This is a genomic window from Streptomyces cavernae (assembly GCF_004023625.1).
Taxonomy (GTDB): domain Bacteria; phylum Actinomycetota; class Actinomycetes; order Streptomycetales; family Streptomycetaceae; genus Streptomyces; species Streptomyces cavernae.
Genome location: NZ_ML137709.1, coordinates 291,234 through 309,407 on the forward strand (window position 1 = coordinate 291,234; position 18,174 = coordinate 309,407).

Below are 18,174 nucleotides of genomic sequence, written 5' to 3' on the forward strand. Positions count from 1 at the left end.
GGCCCTAGCGCCGGGCGGTCGTGGGGGTGCTGCGCCAGTCCGGGTGGCCCGGCATCGGCGGGGTCTTCTCGCCGTACAGCCAGGCATGGAAGAAACCGTTCAGGTCGCGTCCGGAGATGCTGGAGGCGAGGTCCACGAAGTCCGCGGTGGTGGCGGTCGCGTCACGATGCGTGATCACCCAGGCGCGTTCGAGCAGTTCGAAGGCCTCGTGGCCGATCTCCTCGCGCAGCGCGTAGAGCACCAAGGCGCTGCCGTCGTAGACGACGGGGCGGAAGATGTCGAGCTTCTGGCCGGGGCGGGGCGCCTTGGGTGCGGCGGGCGGGCCGCCGGCGGCCCGCCAATGGTCGGACTTCGCGTAGGCGGCGCGCATGCGGTGCTCCACCTCGACCCCCGCCTTGTCCTCGGCGTACAGGGCCTCGTACCAGGTGGCGTGCCCCTCGTTGAGCCACAGGTCGGACCAGGTGTGCGGGCTGACGCTGTTGCCGAACCACTGGTGTGCCAGCTCGTGCACCATGACCGAGTCGACGTACCACTCCGGGAGGTCGGAGCGCAGGAACAGTTCCCGTTCGAAGAGCGACAGGGTCTGGGACTCCAATTCGAAGCCGGTGGTCGCGTCGGCGATCAGCAGCCCGTAGGTCTCGAAGGGGTAGCGGCCGGCCCTCTCCTCCATCCAGCGGATCTGGCCGGGTGTCTTCGCCAGCCATTTCTCCAGTCGTTCGCGGTCCCCGGCGGGTACGACGTCACGCACGGGGAGGCCGTGCGGGCCGGTGCGGCGCACCACGGAGGATTGGCCGATGGACACCTGGGCCAGTTCGGTGGCCATGGGGTGGGCGGTGCGATAGGCCCAGGTGGTGGTACCGCCGTGGCGCTGTGTGCCCAGGGGAAGGCCGCCCGCCACGGCCGTGTGGCCCGCGGGCGCGGTGACGCGGAACGTGAAGTACGCCTTGTCCGAGGGGTGGTCGTTGCACGGGAAGACCCGGTGGGCGCCGTCTGCCTGGTTGGCCATGACGAGCCCGTCCGCGGTCCGTACCCATCCGCTCCTGACGTCCTCGGCGGGCACCGGGTCGCTCAGGTGCCGCACGGTGATGCGCATCCCGGAGTGCGCGGGCAGCGGCTCGGCCGGGGTCACCACGAGGTCCTCCCCGGCATTCCGGAAGGTCGCCGGCGCGCCGTTGACCTCGACCGACCGCACCGTTCCGTGCGAGTAGTCAAGGTTGACGCTCTCCAGTCGTGCGGTCGTCGTGGCGTCGATCGTGGTGATGGTGGGGAGAGGCTCGTCGTTGGCGCCGGAGTAGGTGAAGTCGAGGTCGTAGGAGACGACGTCGTACCCCGGGTTCCCCAGGTGCGGAAAGAGGCGGTCACCGATCCCGAGCGGGGCGGCGGGGGGATTCGCGGCGACCAGGCAGACGGAGACGGCGGAGGCGAGCAGCGCGACGGAGGCACGGCGGGCCCTGGCGGTGAACGGCATGGACCACGGCTACCAGCGCACACTCACCGGACGGCGACGACTCGCGCCGGGCCCACCCGAACGGGTCGTCCGGCATCTGCTCCCCGGGAGGCCGCCGAAGCCGACCGCCGCCAGCGGCGGCCACCGCGCCCGGCTGCTCTCACGGCGGAACTACCGCGCCCGGCAGGTCACATCGCGGTGCTACTGCGCCCGGCAGTCTGACCCCAGCAATACCGCGCCCGGCAGCTGTCACCGCAGCGCTACCGCGCCCGGCAGCCCTCTTCGCGTCGCTACTGCGCCGCCGCGTGATGCTGTGCGCGGCTGACGTCGTACACGCCGGGGACGTTGCGCATCGCCTTCATCAGGGCGGGCAGGCCGGCCGCGTCGGGGAGTTGGAGTGTGTAGGTGTGGCGGACCCGCTGCTGGCTGGGGGGCTCCACCGTCGCGGAGACGATGGCGACGCCTTCCTGGGCGATGGCCTCGGTGAGGTCGGCCAGCAGGTGGGGGCGTCCGAACGACTCGGCGACCAGGGTGACCCGGCACTCGGTGATGTCGCCCCAGCGCACGCCGACCTCCTTGCGCCCGGTGGCCTTCATGCGCACCACCCCGGCGCACTCCACGCGGTGCACGGTCACCACTCCCCCGCGCACGGCGAAGCCGGTGACCTCGTCGGGCGGCACGGGAGTACAGCAGCCCGCGAGGCGTACGGTCGCGCCGGGGCGGTCGACCACGGCGCTCGCGCCGTCGGGGCGGCTCGCGTGGGTCGTGTCGGAGGAGGGGCGCGCGCCGGCGGGTGAACGGAGCGCCGTGCTCTCGGCCGCCGGAGCCGCCGTGTCCTCGGGGGCCGCCCCGGCGACGACCCCCCGCGAGTCGGCCGGGGTGTCTTCGGGCGAGGACGACTTGGCCGAGGCACTCTCGGACGGCCCGGCCTGCGCCTCCGCGGCCGGCTTCGGATGGGCGGCCAGCCACCGGTTGATGGCGATCCGAGCGGCAGGCGTGCGCGCGTGCTCCAGCCACTCCCGGGAGGGCTCGGAGGACGGGTCCTGGCCCATGAGGAGCTGGACGGTGTCGCCGTCCCTGAGGACGGTGCTCAGCGTCGCCAGCCGGCCGTTGACGCGGGCGCCGATACAGGCGTGCGCGTCCTCGCCGTACTGCGCGTACGCCGCGTCCACACAGCTGGCGCCGGCGGGCAGCCCCAGCGTGCCGCCGTCGGGCCGGAAGACGGTGATCTCGCGGTCCTGTGCGAGGTCCGCGCGGAGTGTGGTCCAGAAGGTGTCGGTGTCCGGGGCGGCCTCCTGCCAGGCGAGGAGGCGGGAGAGCCAGCCCGGCCGGGTGGGGTCGGCGCGCTCGCCGTCGGCCGGGTCGTCGCCGGCGGGGGCGTACGGGTTGCCGAGCGCGATCACGCCCGCCTCGGCGACCTTGTGCATCTGCTGGGTGCGGATGAGGACCTCGACGATCTCGCCGTCCGCCCGGGCCACGGCCGTGTGCAGCGACTGGTACAGGTTGAACTTGGGGGTCGCGATGAAGTCCTTGAACTCGGCGACGACCGGGGTGAGGCAGGTATGCAGTTCGCCGAGGACCCCGTAGCAGTCGGCGTCCTCGGCGACGAGTACGAGGAGGCGGCCGAAGTCGGCGCCGCGCAGTTCGCCGCGTTTACGCGAGACCCGGTGCACGGAGACGAAGTGCCGCGGCCGGATGAGGACGTCGGCGGTGAGTCCGGCCTCGCGCAGCACCTTCCGCACCTCTTCCGCCGTCTCCGCCAGCGGGTCGTGGGCACGGGCCGCGTTGGCCACGATGAGTTCCTTGGTGTGCGCGTACTCCTCGGGTCGGAGGATCGCGAACACCAGGTCCTCGAGTTCGGTCTTCAGGGCCTGTACGCCGAGCCGTTCGGCGAGTGGGATCAGTACGTCGTGGGTGACCTTGGCGATGCGCTCCTGTTTCTCGGGACGCATCACGCCCAGCGTGCGCATGTTGTGCAGCCGGTCGGCGAGCTTGATGGACATCACGCGGACGTCGTTGCCGGTGGCGACGAGCATCTTCCGGAACGTCTCGGGTTCCGCGGCGGCGCCGTAGTCGACCTTCTCCAGTTTGGTGACGCCGTCGACGAGGTAGCGGACCTCCTCGCCGAACTCCTCGCCCACCTGTTCGAGGGTCACCTCGGTGTCCTCGACGGTGTCGTGGAGCAGAGAGGCGGTCAGGGTCGTTGTCTCGGCGCCGAGTTCGGCGAGGATCAGGGTCACCGCGAGCGGGTGGGTGATGTACGGCTCGCCGCTCTTTCGCATCTGGCCGCGGTGCGAGGACTCGGCCAGCAGATAGGCCCGGCGCAGCGGTTCCAGGTCGGCGTGCGGGAAGTGCGCGCGGTGGACCTCGGCGACATGACCGATGGCGTCGGGCAGCCGGTCGCGGGCGACGGGTCCGAGGAGCGCGGCCCGTCCCAGGCGGCGCAGATCGATCCGCGGGCGGTTCCGCCTGCGATGGGCTCCGGGCGTCACGGAGCCCTGGGTCGCAGGGTTCGTGGCCTCCGCACTCATGGGGCACCTCCGGCTCGTGACCGGCGGACGGGGCCCCATGGCGTACGCGGCTCTGGGGATGCGTCGTTCCCCCGTCCGGGCCGGTGCTTGATGCTATCGAGCCGAACACCCCCGTCTGGCCGCCTCTCACCGACAGTGAAACGGATCACCCATTCGAGCGACAGATCGAAGGTTGACGTCTTGGGCCGGGAGTCCCACGAGTTCCCGATGGTGCGTCAGAGGGCCTCTGGGCCACGCCACAAGCTCCCTTGGGGGCACCACCAGCCACTGATGCCTCGTCAAGCCCCTTCCCAAGACGGCCAATCCGCTCCGGAAACGGTCCGAAATGCCACCCCCGCATGGGAGTTGTGGGCACGACAGGAGGTGACCAGAAGCACACGTCGGCGATCGGCTCAGGAACTCTCGGCGGCGAGCCAGTCGCCGTCGATCTCGCCCTCCGCGACGATCACCGCGGGGCCGGTCATCTCGATCTCTCCGTCCGGGTGCTCGGTGATCACCAGCCGGCCACCGAGCACGTCGACGGTGTACGTGGCCGGGGTGCCCGTGACCGTCGGGTCGGCGCCGTCGCGGCGGGCGGTGGCTACGGCGACCGCGCACGCGCCCGTACCGCACGAGCGGGTCTCGCCGGAGCCGCGCTCGTGTACGCGCATCGCCACATGGCGGGGGGCGCGGTCGACGACGAACTCGACGTTCACCCCGTCGGGGTATGCGGTCGCCGGGCTGAAAAGCGGCGGCGCGAGCAGGTCCCCGGCGTCGTCGAGGGAGTCCACGAAGGTCACGGCGTGTGGATTGCCCATGTTCACGTTGTGTGCGGGGCGACTGAGGTCGCCCACGCGCACGGTGACGCCCCCCTCCGGGAGGACCGCCTTGCCCATGCCGACGGTGACCTCGCCGTTCTTGGCGATGTGCACCTTCTTCACGCCCCCGCGGGTGGCCACCACGAGATCGCCCTCCGACACGTGTCCCGCGCGCTGGAGGTAGCGCGCGAACACCCGTACACCGTTGCCGCACATCTCGGCGATCGAACCGTCGGAGTTGCGGTAGTCCATGAACCACTCCGCCTCGGCCGCCATCGACGTGGCCTCGGGGTGCGCGGCGGACCGGACGACGTGCAGCAGACCGTCAGCGCCGATGCCGGCGCGGCGGTCGCACAGCGCGACGACGGTGCTCGGCGGGAGGTCGATGACATTCTCCGGGTCCGGGACGATCACGAAGTCGTTCTCGGTCCCGTGCCCCTTGAGGAAGGCGATCCGCGTGCTCATTCCTCGATCGTACGGGGTCGCTGCGGCACCCCGCCCGGCTGTCCACAGGGGGCGCCGGAAGGGGGCGGCCGCGGGCTCACCTCAGACGCGCGACCCGCCAGACCGCGAGCACGGCCACCGCCACGACCACCACCGCGTACGCGATCACGAGGCGCCAGTCGGGGCGGCGCCCGGAGCCGCGGGGCGGCAGACCCGGCCACGTGTAACCCACCCGGCGGGCGGCCATCATGCCCCATCCGGCCGCGCAGCTGCAGATCAGCAGACCGAGCATGGCGACCACGGCACCGCCGTCGCCGAACTCGAACGCCAGCGGGAAGGCGAACATCAGGGAGCCGACGGAGGCGAGGATCACGATGGGCGCGAGCTGCCAGATGCGCAGCCTGCGGTGCGGGCGCAGCTCGACCTCGACCTCGGCGCCCGTGGACATCTCGTCCGGGGCGGGGCCGTCCGCGGTCAGCGACGGGATCTCGTCCGGCCCGTCGGGGCTCAGACGGTCCTCGTCCTGCTCCCGTGCGGTGTCGTACTCCCCGCTTTGTGCGGTGTCGCGAGGGCTGGCCTCCATCGCCACGCGCCCTCCCAACTCAGGACTTCACTGGTCGATCGAAACCCGATGATGGCACGGCGTCGGATGCCCGGACGGCGACCGGAGCGTCCCGATGCCAGGACGTGATCAGGCTGTAACCGGTCGTTCGACCAACGCCAGGGCACGTCGCGGAAGTTCCGTCAGATCCGCCGCGGCCCCACTCAACCAGTGCACCCGGGGATCGCGCCTGAACCACGAATCCTGACGGCGCGCGAAGCGCTTGGTGGCACGGACGGTCTCGGCGCGCGCCTCGGCGTCGGTGCACTCGCCGGAGAGGGCCGCGAGGACCTGCTGGTAGCCGAGCGCGCGCGATGCCGTACGCCCCCGGCGCAGCCCCCGCGCCTCCAGTGCGCGCACTTCCGCCACCAGGCCCGCGTCCCACATACGGTCGACCCGGCGCGCGATGCGCTCGTCGAGTTCCGGGCGGGTCACGTCCACCCCGATCTGCAGGGTGTCGTAGACGGAGTCGTGTCCCGGCAGGTTGGCCGTGAAGGGGCGACCGGTGATCTCGATGACCTCCAGGGCGCGGACGATCCGGCGACCGTTGCTGGGCAGGATGGCCTGGGCGGCCTCGGGGTCGGCGACGGCGAGGCGGGCGTGCAGGGCACCCGAGCCGCGCAGGCACAGCTCCTCCTCCAGGCGTGCCCGCACCTCGGGGTCGGTGCCGGGGAACTCCAGGTTGTCGACCGCTCCGCGTACGTACAGACCGGAGCCGCCCACCAGGATGGGCCAGCGGCCCTCCGCGAGCAGGGCGTCGATTCGGGCGCGGGCGAGGCGCTGGTACTCGGCCACGGACGCGGTGACCGTGACGTCCCAGATGTCCAGCAGGTGGTGCGGGACGCCGCCGCGTTCCTCGGGCGTCAGCTTGGCGGTGCCGATGTCCATCCCCCGGTAGAGCTGCATCGAATCGGCGTTGACGACCTCACCGCCTAGCTGCCGGGCGAGGAATACACCCAGATCGGACTTTCCTGCTGCTGTGGGGCCGACGACGGCGATGACCCGAGGGCCGGGGGCTGCGCTACTCACTGCCCCAGTCTCGCAAACCTCCGGAGTACTTCTCGAATGAGTTAAGTGACGGTGACGGTCCGAGTTCGTTGCCTGTTGCGAGGTTCCGGCCGCCGGTCGCGGGGACCGGTGCCCCAGGCTGCGCAAAGGGACGCTCCGGGCGGCGCGGGATTTCGCCCACACGAGTAACGTATGGAGTTGTAAATGGGCGTTTTTGCCAGGTTTCGCCGCAAGTCAAAGGCCGCTTCCGGCACTGCCGAGAAGGCGTCGGTGACCGAGGCCGAGGCCGTCGTGTCGACTACGGACATCGCGGCCGCCACCTCGGAGACGGAGCCCTCCGGCAACGAGGAGCGCGCCGGAGACGAGGACGGGGCCGCGGCCGCGGTGAAGGGCGACGCGTCCGGTGAGGGCGTCGAGATCCCCAAGCAGCAGTCCGCTCAGGAGGCGGCCGACAGCGGGGCCGGCGAGGCCGCCCGTAGGTGACCGACCCGCGCGGGAAGGTGAACGATGGGCCTCCGGGACACGATGAAAACCAGACTCGCCCCTGCCAAGGGCAAGATGTCGGGCCTCGCGCTGCGGCACGAGGAGAAGATCGAGCACGGCATCGACCGCGCCGCGCGGGTCGCCGACAGGACGACCAGGGGCAAGTACAGCACCAGGATCCACACGGGCACGGGCAAGGCGAAGGGTGCCCTGGACCGGTTCGCCCACCAGGAGGGCAAGTCGCAGGGCACGCCCACTGCCGAGCGGACACCCCCGCCTGCGTCCGAGCCCCCGCCCCCGCCCGCTTCTGAGCCGCCCCCGCCGACTTCCTGATCCGACGCGCGACGGCGTGGCGGCGGACGATCGGGCACAGCACGGCGGACGAGTCGGCTCAGGAGGGCGATAGCCGGCACACGACGGCGGAGGACCGCGGAGCACCCCATGCTCCGGTCCTCCGCCGTCGTGTGCCGCGTGCCGTCGTGTGCCGGAGGCGCCGTCCTGTGCGGGAGGTGCCGTCGTGTGTGCCAGGAGTGCCGTTCTGTGCCACGTGCGCCGTCGGTGCCGCAGCCGCGTGCGGCGCCGTGTGCCGCCCAGGCCACCCGGGCCACCCGGGCCACCCGTTGGCCCTACGACCAGGCCGCCACCAGATAGCCCACGCCGTACGGCGCCTCGTCGTACAGCATTCGGTGCCGCAGCCGCGTGCGGCGCCGTGTGCCGCCCAGGCCACCCGGGCCACCCGTTGGCCCTACGACCAGGCCGCCACCAGATAGCCCACGCCGTACGGCGCCTCGTCGTACAGCAGTGACCCGCCCAGTCCCGCGTCTTCCGCCGCGCCCGCGAGGACCTGCCAGGGGGCACGGCCGGAGGCCTTCAACTCCGCCGCCAGTTCCGCGTCCAGCGCTTTGAGGGCCGCCACGTCCGCCGACCCCAGGGCGCGCGCGACCGCCGCGTCGAAGGGCGCCGCCCGCTCGTCGAGGTAACCGGGCGCCTTGAGCGTGCGGCACGCGCTGCCGTCGCCCATCACCAGCAGGGCCACCCGCTCGGCCTGCGCCCCGATCTCCCGTCCCACCTGGATACACCGCTCGGCCGCGAGGGGTTCCCCCACACCCAGTCCCTCGATCGGGGCATCGGAGAAGTCCGTTCGCTCCAGCAGCCACGCGGCGACGGCGAGGGAGGGCGGCAGCTCACGCTCCGAGGTGCCGGGGCCGTCTCCCAGGTCTCCCAGGCGTACGTCGAGGTCGACGCCGAACCCGCGGAAGGAGCCGCGGGTCCCCGCCGCGTGCGGCCCGCGCCCGCTCTGCTCGGCGGGGCCGACGACGACCAGCAGGTCGGGCCGCGCCGCCGCGAGCACACCCAGAGCGTCCGCGCACGCTTCGCGCGCGGCGGCCAGTTCGGGCGCGGCTCCCGCGGCGACCTCGGGCACGAGCAGGGGCGGGCAGGGGCAGACCGCGGCGGCTACAAGCATGATCGGCAGCGTAGCCCCGCCCCTGGGCCGAGTGTCACCGGTCGGTCGCCGCCGAGTGTCAATAGCTGCCGAGTGCCACCGGTCAGTCGCAGCCGCACCCGCTGCCCGTGGCGACCGGCAGCGGCTCGGGGACGCCTACCTTGGGCAGGCCGAGCATCACTCCCGCCGGCTTCCGCGCCTCGTCCGTCCTCGCCGCCTTCTCGACGTGTCGCTTCTCCCAGGCGTCTCCCGCGCGCGTGGCGCGCACGTTCAGGACGGCTCCCTCGGCGAGCAGGTGGTGGGGCGCCGCGTAGGTGATCTCGACGGTGACCATGTCGCCGGGACGGACCTCCGCGGTGGGCTTGGTGAAGTGCACCAGACGGTTGTCGGGTGCGCGGCCGGACAGGCGGTGGGTGGCGCCGTCCTTGCGGCCCTCCCCCTCGGCGACCATCAGTTCCAGGGTGCGGCCGACCTGCTTCTTGTTCTCCTCCCAGGAGATCTCCTCCTGAAGGGCGACGAGACGCTCGTAACGCGCCTGGACGACCTCCTTGGGAATCTGGTTCTCCATCGTGGCCGCCGGGGTGCCGGGGCGCTTGGAGTACTGGAAGGTGAAGGCCTGCGCGAAGCGGGCCTCGCGAACCACGTGCAGGGTCTGTTCGAAGTCCTCCTCGGTCTCGCCTGGGAAGCCCACGATGATGTCGGTGGTGATCGCCGCGTGCGGGATCGCCTCCCGCACCTTGCGGATGATGCCCAGGTAGCGCTCCTGACGGTAGGAGCGGCGCATCGCCTTCAGAACGGTGTCCGAGCCCGACTGCAGCGGCATGTGCAGCTGGGGCATCACGTTCGGGGTCTCGGCCATGGCGGCGATCACGTCGTCCGTGAAGTCGCGGGGGTGCGGCGAGGTGAAGCGCACGCGCTCCAGGCCGTCGATCGTGCCGCAGGCCCGCAGGAGCTTGCTGAAGGCCTCACGGTCGCCGATGTCGGACCCGTAGGCGTTGACGTTCTGCCCGAGCAGGGTGATCTCCGAGACGCCCTCGTCGACCAGTGCCTCGATCTCGGCCAGGATGTCGCCTGTCCGGCGGTCCTTCTCCTTGCCGCGGAGCGCGGGGACGATGCAGAAGGTACAGGTGTTGTTACAGCCGACGGAGATGGAGACCCACGCGGCGTACGCGCTCTCGCGGCGGGTCGGGAGCGTGGACGGGAACGCCTCCAGCGCCTCGGCGATCTCGACCTGCGCCTCCTCCTGGACGCGGGCGCGCTCCAGGAGGACGGGCAGCTTGCCGATGTTGTGCGTCCCGAAGACGACGTCCACCCAGGGCGCCTTCTTCACGATGGTGTCGCGGTCCTTCTGCGCTAGGCAGCCGCCGACGGCGATCTGCATCCCCGGGCGCCCGGCCTTCTTCGGGGCGAGCCGGCCGAGGTTGCCGTACAGCCTGTTGTCGGCGTTCTCACGCACCGCGCACGTGTTGAAGACGACGACGTCCGCGTCACCGTCCGAGCCCTCGGGGGCGCGTACGTAGCCGGCCTCCTCCAGGAGCCCGGAGAGCCTCTCGGAGTCGTGGACGTTCATCTGGCACCCGTAGGTGCGCACCTCGTATGTCTTGACGCCCACTGCCAGGCTCCGGTCACTGCTGCTCATGCGACAAGGGTAGGCGGTGCGGGCCGTACGCCCGAACGGGTTGTGGACGGCCCGCCGGTGAACGGGTCATTCCGCGCCCGGGCCGGGGCCGTCCGCGCCGGGGACCCAGCCCTGGCGTCGCAGTACGCCGGACACGTCCGGCGCCCGGTAGTGCTCCCCCTTGAGGACCTTGCCGTCGACCCGGCGGGCGATCCGGCCGTCGGGACCGCGCTTGGACATGTTGGCGCGGTGGATCTCGGCGATGACCTCGTCCAGGCCGATGCCGTGCACGAGGGCGGTGCCGTACGCCACGTAGACCACGTCGGCCAGTTCGTGGGCCAGCTGGTCCAGGGGCCCGGTCACGGACACCTCGGCGACCTCGGCGGCCTCCTCCGCCAGGAGTTCGCCCCGGTGGGTGGCGAGTTCGGGAGAGACCTCGGTCGGTGTGCTGCGGGCGTCGAGGCCGAACGCCAGGTGGAATTCGCGGACGAGATCGGCGGGTGAGGAGTGCATTCTGTGAGCCTAACGAGGTCTTTGAGACAGCGCGTGCCTGCGTTGCGTAGGCTTCTTGAGCCTTCAAACACGGTCGTGTGTACGGCAGTTGGCCCGCCGGGCGCACGGCGGCACGTGGCAGTACCTCGCGCAGCGGCGCCCCGGACGGGCGACACCGGCGAGCCGGGCCGACGGGGGCTGCGGAGCAACGAGGACCACGGGTGATCGTCGGCATCGCGCGCCGCCGCCCCAACGCCCCACCTCCGCTTGCCCCGTCGTCGTGCCGTCTGCGGCCGAGAGGCTCCCGCGGCTCCCCAGGCCGTCAGGAACGAACAGGAACACTAAGGAATCCCATGACCGTTCCACCCACACCCCCCTCCCACCGAACCTCCTCCCGTCTCAGCCGCCGCGGTCTGATCGGTGCCGCGAGCGCCGTCGCTGTGGGCGCCGTGGTCACGCCCACCGTGATGGCGGCCACGACGGACGACTCCTCCGGCGACGCCGACGGGTCGACGACCGAGGCGTTCCCCAAGACCCGGGCCGAGGCGGCCACCGGCGAGGCGCCGGTCGAGACCGCTTTCCCCCTCGTCTACGTCGGTGTGCGCTGGTCGGGAACCGGCGACGCCGCCGGCGGAGGCATCCGGCTGACCGCTGCCGACGGCAGCCTCGGCGCCTGGAAGTCACTGAGCGGCAGCGGCTGTTCGGAGGGCGAGGGCGGGGCGCTCCTCATCCCCGCCCGGGAGGCGTCCGGTTACGAGGTGAAGGCCCCGGACGGCGCCGACGGTCTGCGTTCGCTGGCCCTCGACACCGTGCACGGGCCGCGGCGCGAGGTGGCCGTTCCGGCAGACACCACCCGGGTGCGCGGGGTCGCGTATCTGTCGCGGGCTGCCTGGGGTGCGGACGAGTCACTGCGCTTCAAGCCCGACGGTTCCGAGAACACGCCCACCGCGTACTACCCGTTCCAGACCATCACGGTGCATCACACCGCCACCCCGAACGACGATCCGGACCCGGCCGCCACCGTGCGCGCGATCTACCAGTTCCACGCGGTCACCAACGACTGGGGCGACATCGGGTACCACTTCCTCATCGACGAGGAGGGACGCATCTACGAGGGGCGCTACTCGGGGGACGACGGTATTCCCGCGCACAACGCGGACGGGAAGCTGGTCACCGCCTTCCACGTGGGCGGCTTCAACTCCGGCAACCTCGGGATCGCCCTCCTCGGCACACTGGTGGACCAGGGCCCCACGGACGCCGCCCGGGCCTCCCTCACCCGGCTGATCCGCGTCCTCGTCCGTTTCCACGGCGTGGACCCCAAGGCACAGGTGACCTACGTCAACCCCGTCAACGGCACCAAGAAGGACGTCCCGGAGATCAGCGGTCACCGCGACTGGATGGAGACGGAGTGCCCGGGCGCGACGATGTACGCGGAACTGGCGGCGCTGCGGGACGCGGTGGGCGGGCGGTGAGCTGAACCGTCCGGGTGTGCTCGGCCGGGCTGACCTTGGTGCGGTTCCTGCTCGGCTGGGCCGCTCCGGAGTGGTCCTTGACCGGCTGGGCCGCTCCGGAGTGGTCCTTGACCGGCTGGGCCGCTCCGGAGTGGTCCTTGACCGGCTGGGCCGCTCCGGAGTGGTCCTTGATCGGCTGGGCCGGTCCGGAGTGGTTCCCGATCTGCTGGCTTGGGCGGAGCGGTTCCCGACCGGCCTGCTCGTCCGGAGTGGTTCCCGATCTGCCGGCTTGTCCGGAGCGGTTCCCGATGATCTGGGCCGGTCCGGAGCGGTCCCTGGCCCGCTCGTCCGAAGCGGTCCCCGGCTGGCTCGCCAGAGCTGGGCAGTGGGTGCACGGCGGGGCGTGCGTGTGCCCCGCCCTGGTCATCCGGGGCGGCAGGCTGGCAGGATCGCGCGCATGCCCAAGCCATTCCCCCCGATCGGCAGACGCCGCGCGCTGCAGGGTTCCGCGGCCGCGTTCGTGGCCTTCGGACTGCTGTTGTGGTGGCTGCTGCCGATAGGGGAGAGATCGCCCGGCGGAGACGTGACCTTCAGCACGGGTTCCCAGAAGGGCGTGTACCAGCAGTACGGGGGCCTGCTGAAGGACGCGCTGGCGGAGGACATGCCCAGCCTCGACGTACGGCTCTGGGAGAGCGAAGGGTCGCAGGAGAACGTCGAACGGGTGGCCACCGGGCAGGCCGACTTCACCATCGCGGCAGCCGATGCGGTCGCCAAGTACCGCCTGGACCAGCGTTCGGGGTGGGGCCGGCTGCGCGGCTGCGCCCGGCTGTACGACGACTACGTCCAGCTGGTCGTGCCGCGCGCCTCGTCCGTGCACTCGGTGGCGGACCTGGAGGGCAAGAAGGTCGCGATAGGACAGCCCGGCTCCGGGGTGCGGCTGATCTCCGAGCGGATCCTGGTGGCTTCCGGGCTCGACCCGAACAAGGACATCAAGGCCGTGTCCAGCAGCATCGCCACCATGTCCGAGCAACTCAGGCGCGGGGAGATCGCGGCGTTCTTCTGGTCCGGCGGGCTGCCCACGGGGGCCGTGGCCTCGCTCGCGGAAACCTTCGACATCCGGCTCGTCCCGCTCGGCGGCGACCTCGTCGAGAAACTCCACAAGCAGGGCGGGGTCTCGGTCTACTACCGGGCGGCGGACATTCCCGCCGATGCGTACAAGGAGGTCCAGGAGGGGCAGGCCGTGCAGACGGTGGCGGTGGCGAACATCCTGGTGACCCGCGCGGGCGTCGACACGAAACTCACCGAGCGCTTCACCCGGACGGTGATCGACAGCCGGGACAGCATCGGGCAGGAGGTGCACTCGGCGCAGTTGGTCGACCTGCGCACCGCCATCTACACGGATCCGCTGGAACTGCACGAGGGCGCGGCACGGTACTACCGCTCGGTGAAGCCGTAGCGGGTCCCGCTCCCCGGCGCTCTCCGACCACACCGCGCGACCGCGCCACACGTAAACCGTCCAGGGAGACCGCCACCGCCCAGGGAGACCGCACCGCACCCGACTGCCCGCCCGCGCCCACTCCTCAGATGCCGGAAGGACCCCTCTCGGGTCTGACGCGCGGCACAGTCACCGTCACCGTCAGGCCGTGCGGTTCGTGATGGGTGTAGGCGATCGTGCCGCCGCCCGCTGAGAGCAGTGCGCGGGAGATGGACAGACCGAGGCCGGAGCCCTTGATGTTCTGGTGGCGACCGCTGCGCCAGAAGCGGTCGCCGATGCGGGTGAGTTCTTCGTCGGTGAGGCCGGGACCGGCGTCGGTGACGACGACCTTCGAAACTTCCCCGTTCGAGGTGACGGAGACCTCGACCCGTTCCCCTTCGGGAGTGAACTTCAGGGCGTTGTCGATGACCGCGTCGAGGGCACTGGAGAGCGTGACCGGGTCGGCCCAGGCGGTGGTGGCGGGGCAGTCGCCGACGAGTCGTACGCCCTTGAGCTCGGCTACCGGTTCCCAGGCCGCGACGCGCTCCGCGGTCAGCGCGCCGATGTCGGTGAGCCGGAGGTCGGCCTGCGCGTGTTCGGCGAGGGCCAGGTCGAGCAGGTCGTCGAGGACCTGTGCCAGACGTTTGCCCTCGGTGCGGACCGAGGCGATCTCCTCGTTGCCCTCCGGCAGTTCGAGGGCGAGAAGTTCGATGCGCAGCAGCAACGCAGAGAGCGGGTTGCGCAGTTGGTGCGAGGCGTCGGCGACGAAGGCGCGCTGCTGCTCCAGGACGTCCTCCACGTTGTCCGCCATCTCGTTGAACGACCGGGCCAGACGCCTGAGTTCGGGCGGTCCGCCGGCCGCGGCGACCCGTGCGTTCAGCCGCCCGGTGGCGATGTCGTGGGTGGTCGCGTCGAGAATCCGTACGGGCTTGAGCACCCAGCCGGTGAGCCGCAGCGCGGCACCCACCGCGAGCAGCATCGCGGCGGCCTCCCCGAGACCGATGACGAGCCACCCGTGCAGGGTCTTGGAACGCATCTGCCCGGTGGGCGAGTCGGTGACGACCACCGCGACGACGTCACCGTCCCGGATGACCGGTGAGGCGACGACCAGCCGTTTCTTGCTGTCCCAGGGCCAGATCTGTGCCGGGTCGTGGCTGCGCCGCCCCAGCAGCGCCTCCTCGAAAGCGTCACGCCCCTCGCCCTTCGCGGGCAGGTACCAGGTCTCGGGGGCGTGCGCCATGGCGGAGTGGTCTCGGTAGAAGACGCCTGCGCGGATCCCGTAGACCTCGTCGTACTGCTGCAGCTCGCTACGCAGCGTAACCCCGCGCTGTCCCTCGGGGCCTACCCGCGAGCCGGTGGGGCGGTCGGTGACGAACTGTGCGAGGGACGCGAAGCGGGCGGCGTCGTCGATCCGGTCGACGACGACCTCCTGCTGCTGCGCGGCGGCGAGGCTCACCGCGAGCGGAACGCCTAGCGCGAGCAGGACCGCCGCCATGAGGACGATGAGCAGCGGAAGAAGACGTGTGCGCACCCGTCCCCGCTACGACGCCGGGGCGACGAGCCGGTAGCCGACGCCGCGCACGGTCTCGATCAGGGCGGGCATGCGCAGCTTGGAGCGCAGGGACGCCACGTGCACCTCAAGGGTTCGCCCGGTCCCCTCCCAACTCGTGCGCCACACCTCACTGATGATCTGCTCCCGCCGGAACACCACTCCGGGCCGCTGCGCCAGCAGCGCGAGCAGATCGAACTCCTTGCGGGTCAGTTGGACGACCGAGCCGTCCACGCTGACCTGCCGGGTGGGCAGTTCGATGCGGACGGTGCCGAGCAGCAGGGCATTCTCCGCCGAGCCGGACGCGTCGTCGTGGGCGGTGCGCCGGCTGACGGCGTGTATCCGGGCGAGCAGTTCCCCGGTGTCGTACGGCTTGACCACGTAGTCGTCGGCCCCGAGGTTGAGGCCGTGGATGCGGGAACGCACGTCGGAGCGGGCCGTCACCATGATCACGGGGGTGCTGGTGCGTTTTCGGATCTTGCCGCACACCTCGTAGCCGTCCTGGTCGGGCAGCCCGAGGTCGAGCAGGACCACCCCGAACCCATGCGCTTCCGGTACGAGCGCCTGGAGCGCCTCCTCGCCGCTGCGCGCGTGCACGACCTCGAACCCGTGTCGCGCCAGGACCGCGGACAGTGCGGCGGCCACGTGGTTGTCGTCCTCGACGAGGAGCAGTCTCACCCGGGCCCCCTTGGTTTTACTGATCGTTCGACTGTTCGTTCGCCTGGTAGTTGGCGTCGGCGCGTACTCTGGACATCATCTGGACGTGTGTGCGTGCTCATGCCCTCAGGCAGTCACGCCGATGAGTGAGGACCGCGTCAAGGGCCATCGGTGTGCGGGCGGCTTCCGTTACGCAGCCGGTACGCGCCCCCGACTAGGCCACTACGGGGAGTGTCCGACTGCTATCGGATCGTTATCCTCAGATTCCCCTCAGATGTAATGACGCTGGTGGAGCGGCGTTACTACTGTCCTCACAACCCGAGGAGGACGGAGCGGAACAACCGATGAGCAATGTATCGGTGACCAAGGACGCGGTGCCCGCGACCGGCGATCTGGTCGTGCTGAAGGACGTGAACAAGCACTTCGGCGCGTTGCACGTGCTCCAGGACATCAACCTGACCATCGCGCGTGGCGAGGTTGTGGTGGTGATCGGACCCTCGGGGTCCGGCAAGTCCACCCTCTGCCGCACGATCAACCGTTTGGAGACCATCGACTCGGGCGCGATCCATATCGACGGCAAGCCGCTGCCGGCGGAGGGCAAGGAGCTGGCCCGGCTGCGCGCGGACGTCGGCATGGTCTTCCAGTCCTTCAACCTCTTCGCGCACAAGACCGTGCTCGAGAACGTGATGCTGGGCCAGCTCAAGGTCCGCAAGGCCGACAAGAAGGCCGCGGAGGAGAAGGCGCGCGGGCTGCTCGACCGCGTGGGCGTCGCCACCCAGGCGGACAAGTACCCGGCGCAGCTCTCCGGCGGTCAGCAGCAGCGCGTCGCGATCGCGCGGGCGCTGGCGATGGACCCCAAGGTCATGCTCTTCGACGAGCCGACCTCGGCCCTCGACCCCGAGATGATCAATGAGGTGCTGGAGGTCATGCAGCAGCTCGCCCGGGACGGCATGACCATGGTCGTCGTCACCCATGAGATGGGATTCGCACGATCGGCTGCCAACCGGGTCGTCTTCATGTCCGACGGCCGCATCGTCGAAGAGGCTGTGCCGGACCAGTTCTTCAGCAACCCGAACAGTGACCGGGCGAAGGACTTCCTGTCGAAGATCCTGCACCACTGACGGTCGGCGCCGGCCCGGGACCGCGTCCCGGACGCACGCCACACCGGACCGCGGTCCCGGGCGCACTCCGCACCGGACCGCGTCCCGGACGCACAACGTCTACCGCCATCGACGGCTCGTACCCTTCACCACTCAAAGGATGTTCATCATGAAGCTCCGCAAGGTCACCGCCGCGTCGGCCGCCGTGCTCGCGCTCGCCCTCACCGCCACCGCTTGTGGGTCGGATGACAAGGACAGCGACAGCGCGGGAGCCGGGGGTGGCGACAAGATCAAGGTCGGCATCAAGTACGACCAGCCCGGTCTCGGCCTGAAGGAGTCGGACGGATCCTTCTCCGGCTTCGACGTGGACGTGGCGACGTACGTGGCGAAGGAGCTGGGCTACGACGCCGACCAGATCGAGTTCGTCGAGACCAAGAGCGCCGACCGTGAGAACGCGCTCGCCCGAGGCGACGTGAAGTTCATCGCGGCGACCTACTCGATCAACGAGGAGCGCCAGAAGAAGGTCGACTTCGGCGGCCCCTACCTGCTGGCCCACCAGGACCTGCTGGTGAAGTCGGACTCCGACATCACCGAGGCCACGGACCTCAACGGCAAGAACCTGTGCTCGGTGACCGGCTCCACCTCGGCGCAGAACGTCAGGGACAAGCTCGCCCCCAAGGCCAATCTGAAGCAGGTCGGCGGCTACTCGGAGTGCATCGCCGCTCTGCAGAGCGGCGCCGTGGACGCCGTGACCACGGACGACTCGATCCTCGCGGGCTTCGCCGCACAGCAGCAGTACAAGGGCCAGTTCAAGCTGGCCGGCCTGAAGCTGAGCAACGAGAACTACGGCATCGGCGTGAAGAAGGGTGACACCGAGACCCTCAACAAGATCAACGACGCCCTCGAGAAGATGGTCAGCGAAAAGGCCTGGGACAAGGCGGTCCAGGACAACTTCGGTCCGGCCAACTACAAGAACGAGCCCGCGCCGAAGATCGGCAACATCGTCAAGTAGCGCAGGACTCCACCGGCGTGCCGCCGCCCACCGCGATCAAGGCGGCGGCACGCCGCGCTATCCACG

The 18,174-nt window shown here is 70.7% G+C and carries 16 protein-coding genes; 6 read left to right on the plus strand and 10 right to left on the minus strand.

Annotated features, from left to right (window positions below):
- Positions 1-4 precede the first annotated feature (4 nt).
- From EF387_RS03300 to miaA, 5 genes are all read right to left on the minus strand, one after another.
- Positions 5-1,468: a M1 family metallopeptidase gene (locus EF387_RS03300; protein ID WP_128374932.1), complete on the minus strand. Its 1,464-nt coding sequence runs from the start codon at positions 1,466-1,468 to the stop codon at positions 5-7.
- A gap of 269 nt (positions 1,469-1,737) precedes the next feature.
- Complete coding sequence (locus tag EF387_RS03305) at positions 1,738-3,978, minus strand: RelA/SpoT family protein (RefSeq protein ID WP_128374933.1); 2,241 nt, start codon at positions 3,976-3,978, stop codon at positions 1,738-1,740.
- 392 nt (positions 3,979-4,370) lie between these two features.
- Positions 4,371-5,240 (minus strand): diaminopimelate epimerase, encoded by an 870-nt coding sequence (gene dapF, locus EF387_RS03310; RefSeq protein ID WP_128374934.1) that lies wholly within the window; start codon positions 5,238-5,240, stop codon positions 4,371-4,373.
- A gap of 76 nt (positions 5,241-5,316) precedes the next feature.
- Positions 5,317-5,802, minus strand: a complete 486-nt coding sequence (locus EF387_RS03315) for a hypothetical protein (RefSeq protein ID WP_162467071.1) — start codon at positions 5,800-5,802, stop codon at positions 5,317-5,319.
- 108 nt (positions 5,803-5,910) lie between these two features.
- Positions 5,911-6,849 (minus strand): tRNA (adenosine(37)-N6)-dimethylallyltransferase MiaA, encoded by a 939-nt coding sequence (miaA, locus tag EF387_RS03320; RefSeq protein ID WP_128374936.1) that lies wholly within the window; start codon positions 6,847-6,849, stop codon positions 5,911-5,913.
- A 183-nt stretch (positions 6,850-7,032) separates the two neighbouring features.
- Here miaA and EF387_RS03325 point away from each other — a divergent pair, with 183 nt between their 5' ends.
- Together EF387_RS03325 and EF387_RS03330 are read left to right on the plus strand one after the other, a co-directional pair.
- On the plus strand, positions 7,033-7,311 hold the full coding sequence (locus EF387_RS03325; protein WP_128374937.1) for a hypothetical protein: 279 nt from the start codon (positions 7,033-7,035) through the stop codon (positions 7,309-7,311).
- Positions 7,312-7,353: 42 nt separating this feature from the next.
- Positions 7,354-7,644, plus strand: a complete 291-nt coding sequence (locus EF387_RS03330) for an antitoxin (RefSeq protein ID WP_238431313.1) — start codon at positions 7,354-7,356, stop codon at positions 7,642-7,644.
- Between the two features lie 412 nt (positions 7,645-8,056).
- Here the strand turns inward: EF387_RS03330 and EF387_RS03335 are convergent, their stop codons facing one another.
- From EF387_RS03335 to EF387_RS03345, 3 genes are all read right to left on the minus strand, one after another.
- Complete coding sequence (locus EF387_RS03335; protein ID WP_128374939.1) at positions 8,057-8,776, minus strand: class III extradiol dioxygenase subunit B-like domain-containing protein; 720 nt, start codon at positions 8,774-8,776, stop codon at positions 8,057-8,059.
- Positions 8,777-8,858: 82 nt separating this feature from the next.
- Complete coding sequence (miaB, locus tag EF387_RS03340; RefSeq protein ID WP_128374940.1) at positions 8,859-10,394, minus strand: tRNA (N6-isopentenyl adenosine(37)-C2)-methylthiotransferase MiaB; 1,536 nt, start codon at positions 10,392-10,394, stop codon at positions 8,859-8,861.
- A 66-nt stretch (positions 10,395-10,460) separates the two neighbouring features.
- Entirely contained in the window at positions 10,461-10,886 is a 426-nt protein-coding gene (locus EF387_RS03345; RefSeq protein ID WP_128374941.1) for a pyrophosphohydrolase domain-containing protein, read from the minus strand.
- Positions 10,887-11,218: 332 nt separating this feature from the next.
- Here EF387_RS03345 and EF387_RS03350 point away from each other — a divergent pair, with 332 nt between their 5' ends.
- Both EF387_RS03350 and EF387_RS03355 read left to right on the plus strand, forming a co-directional pair.
- A complete protein-coding gene (locus EF387_RS03350) occupies positions 11,219-12,337 on the plus strand; it encodes a peptidoglycan recognition protein family protein (RefSeq protein WP_128374942.1) in 1,119 nt (372 codons plus the stop codon).
- Positions 12,338-12,773: 436 nt separating this feature from the next.
- A complete protein-coding gene (locus EF387_RS03355; RefSeq protein ID WP_128374943.1) occupies positions 12,774-13,772 on the plus strand; it encodes a TAXI family TRAP transporter solute-binding subunit in 999 nt (332 codons plus the stop codon).
- A gap of 124 nt (positions 13,773-13,896) precedes the next feature.
- On the opposite strand, the gene EF387_RS03360 is transcribed toward EF387_RS03355, so the two are convergent.
- Both EF387_RS03360 and EF387_RS03365 read right to left on the minus strand, forming a co-directional pair.
- Entirely contained in the window at positions 13,897-15,321 is a 1,425-nt protein-coding gene (locus EF387_RS03360; protein WP_128374944.1) for a sensor histidine kinase, read from the minus strand.
- A gap of 9 nt (positions 15,322-15,330) precedes the next feature.
- On the minus strand, positions 15,331-16,017 hold the full coding sequence (locus tag EF387_RS03365) for a response regulator transcription factor (RefSeq protein WP_128374945.1): 687 nt from the start codon (positions 16,015-16,017) through the stop codon (positions 15,331-15,333).
- Positions 16,018-16,340: 323 nt separating this feature from the next.
- Here EF387_RS03365 and EF387_RS03370 point away from each other — a divergent pair, with 323 nt between their 5' ends.
- Together EF387_RS03370 and EF387_RS03375 are read left to right on the plus strand one after the other, a co-directional pair.
- Entirely contained in the window at positions 16,341-17,117 is a 777-nt protein-coding gene (locus EF387_RS03370) for an amino acid ABC transporter ATP-binding protein (protein WP_128374946.1), read from the plus strand.
- A 148-nt stretch (positions 17,118-17,265) separates the two neighbouring features.
- Complete coding sequence (locus EF387_RS03375) at positions 17,266-18,108, plus strand: glutamate ABC transporter substrate-binding protein (RefSeq protein ID WP_128374947.1); 843 nt, start codon at positions 17,266-17,268, stop codon at positions 18,106-18,108.
- Positions 18,109-18,174 lie beyond the last annotated feature (66 nt).

What these genes read in the sequence shown, in the direction of transcription:
- EF387_RS03300 (WP_128374932.1), bottom strand. Translation starts at nt 1,468, where the DNA reads ATGCCGTTCACCGCCAGGGCCCGCCGTGCCTCCGTCGCGCTGCTCGCC.
- EF387_RS03305 (WP_128374933.1), bottom strand. Translation starts at nt 3,978, where the DNA reads ATGAGTGCGGAGGCCACGAACCCTGCGACCCAGGGCTCCGTGACGCCC.
- dapF (WP_128374934.1), bottom strand. Translation starts at nt 5,240, where the DNA reads ATGAGCACGCGGATCGCCTTCCTCAAGGGGCACGGGACCGAGAACGAC.
- EF387_RS03315 (WP_162467071.1), bottom strand. Translation starts at nt 5,802, where the DNA reads ATGGAGGCCAGCCCTCGCGACACCGCACAAAGCGGGGAGTACGACACC.
- EF387_RS03325 (WP_128374937.1), top strand. Translation starts at nt 7,033, where the DNA reads ATGGGCGTTTTTGCCAGGTTTCGCCGCAAGTCAAAGGCCGCTTCCGGC.
- EF387_RS03330 (WP_238431313.1), top strand. Translation starts at nt 7,354, where the DNA reads ATGAAAACCAGACTCGCCCCTGCCAAGGGCAAGATGTCGGGCCTCGCG.
- EF387_RS03335 (WP_128374939.1), bottom strand. Translation starts at nt 8,776, where the DNA reads ATGCTTGTAGCCGCCGCGGTCTGCCCCTGCCCGCCCCTGCTCGTGCCC.
- miaB (WP_128374940.1), bottom strand. Translation starts at nt 10,394, where the DNA reads ATGAGCAGCAGTGACCGGAGCCTGGCAGTGGGCGTCAAGACATACGAG.
- EF387_RS03345 (WP_128374941.1), bottom strand. Translation starts at nt 10,886, where the DNA reads ATGCACTCCTCACCCGCCGATCTCGTCCGCGAATTCCACCTGGCGTTC.
- EF387_RS03350 (WP_128374942.1), top strand. Translation starts at nt 11,219, where the DNA reads ATGACCGTTCCACCCACACCCCCCTCCCACCGAACCTCCTCCCGTCTC.
- EF387_RS03355 (WP_128374943.1), top strand. Translation starts at nt 12,774, where the DNA reads ATGCCCAAGCCATTCCCCCCGATCGGCAGACGCCGCGCGCTGCAGGGT.
- EF387_RS03370 (WP_128374946.1), top strand. Translation starts at nt 16,341, where the DNA reads ATGAGCAATGTATCGGTGACCAAGGACGCGGTGCCCGCGACCGGCGAT.
- EF387_RS03375 (WP_128374947.1), top strand. Translation starts at nt 17,266, where the DNA reads ATGAAGCTCCGCAAGGTCACCGCCGCGTCGGCCGCCGTGCTCGCGCTC.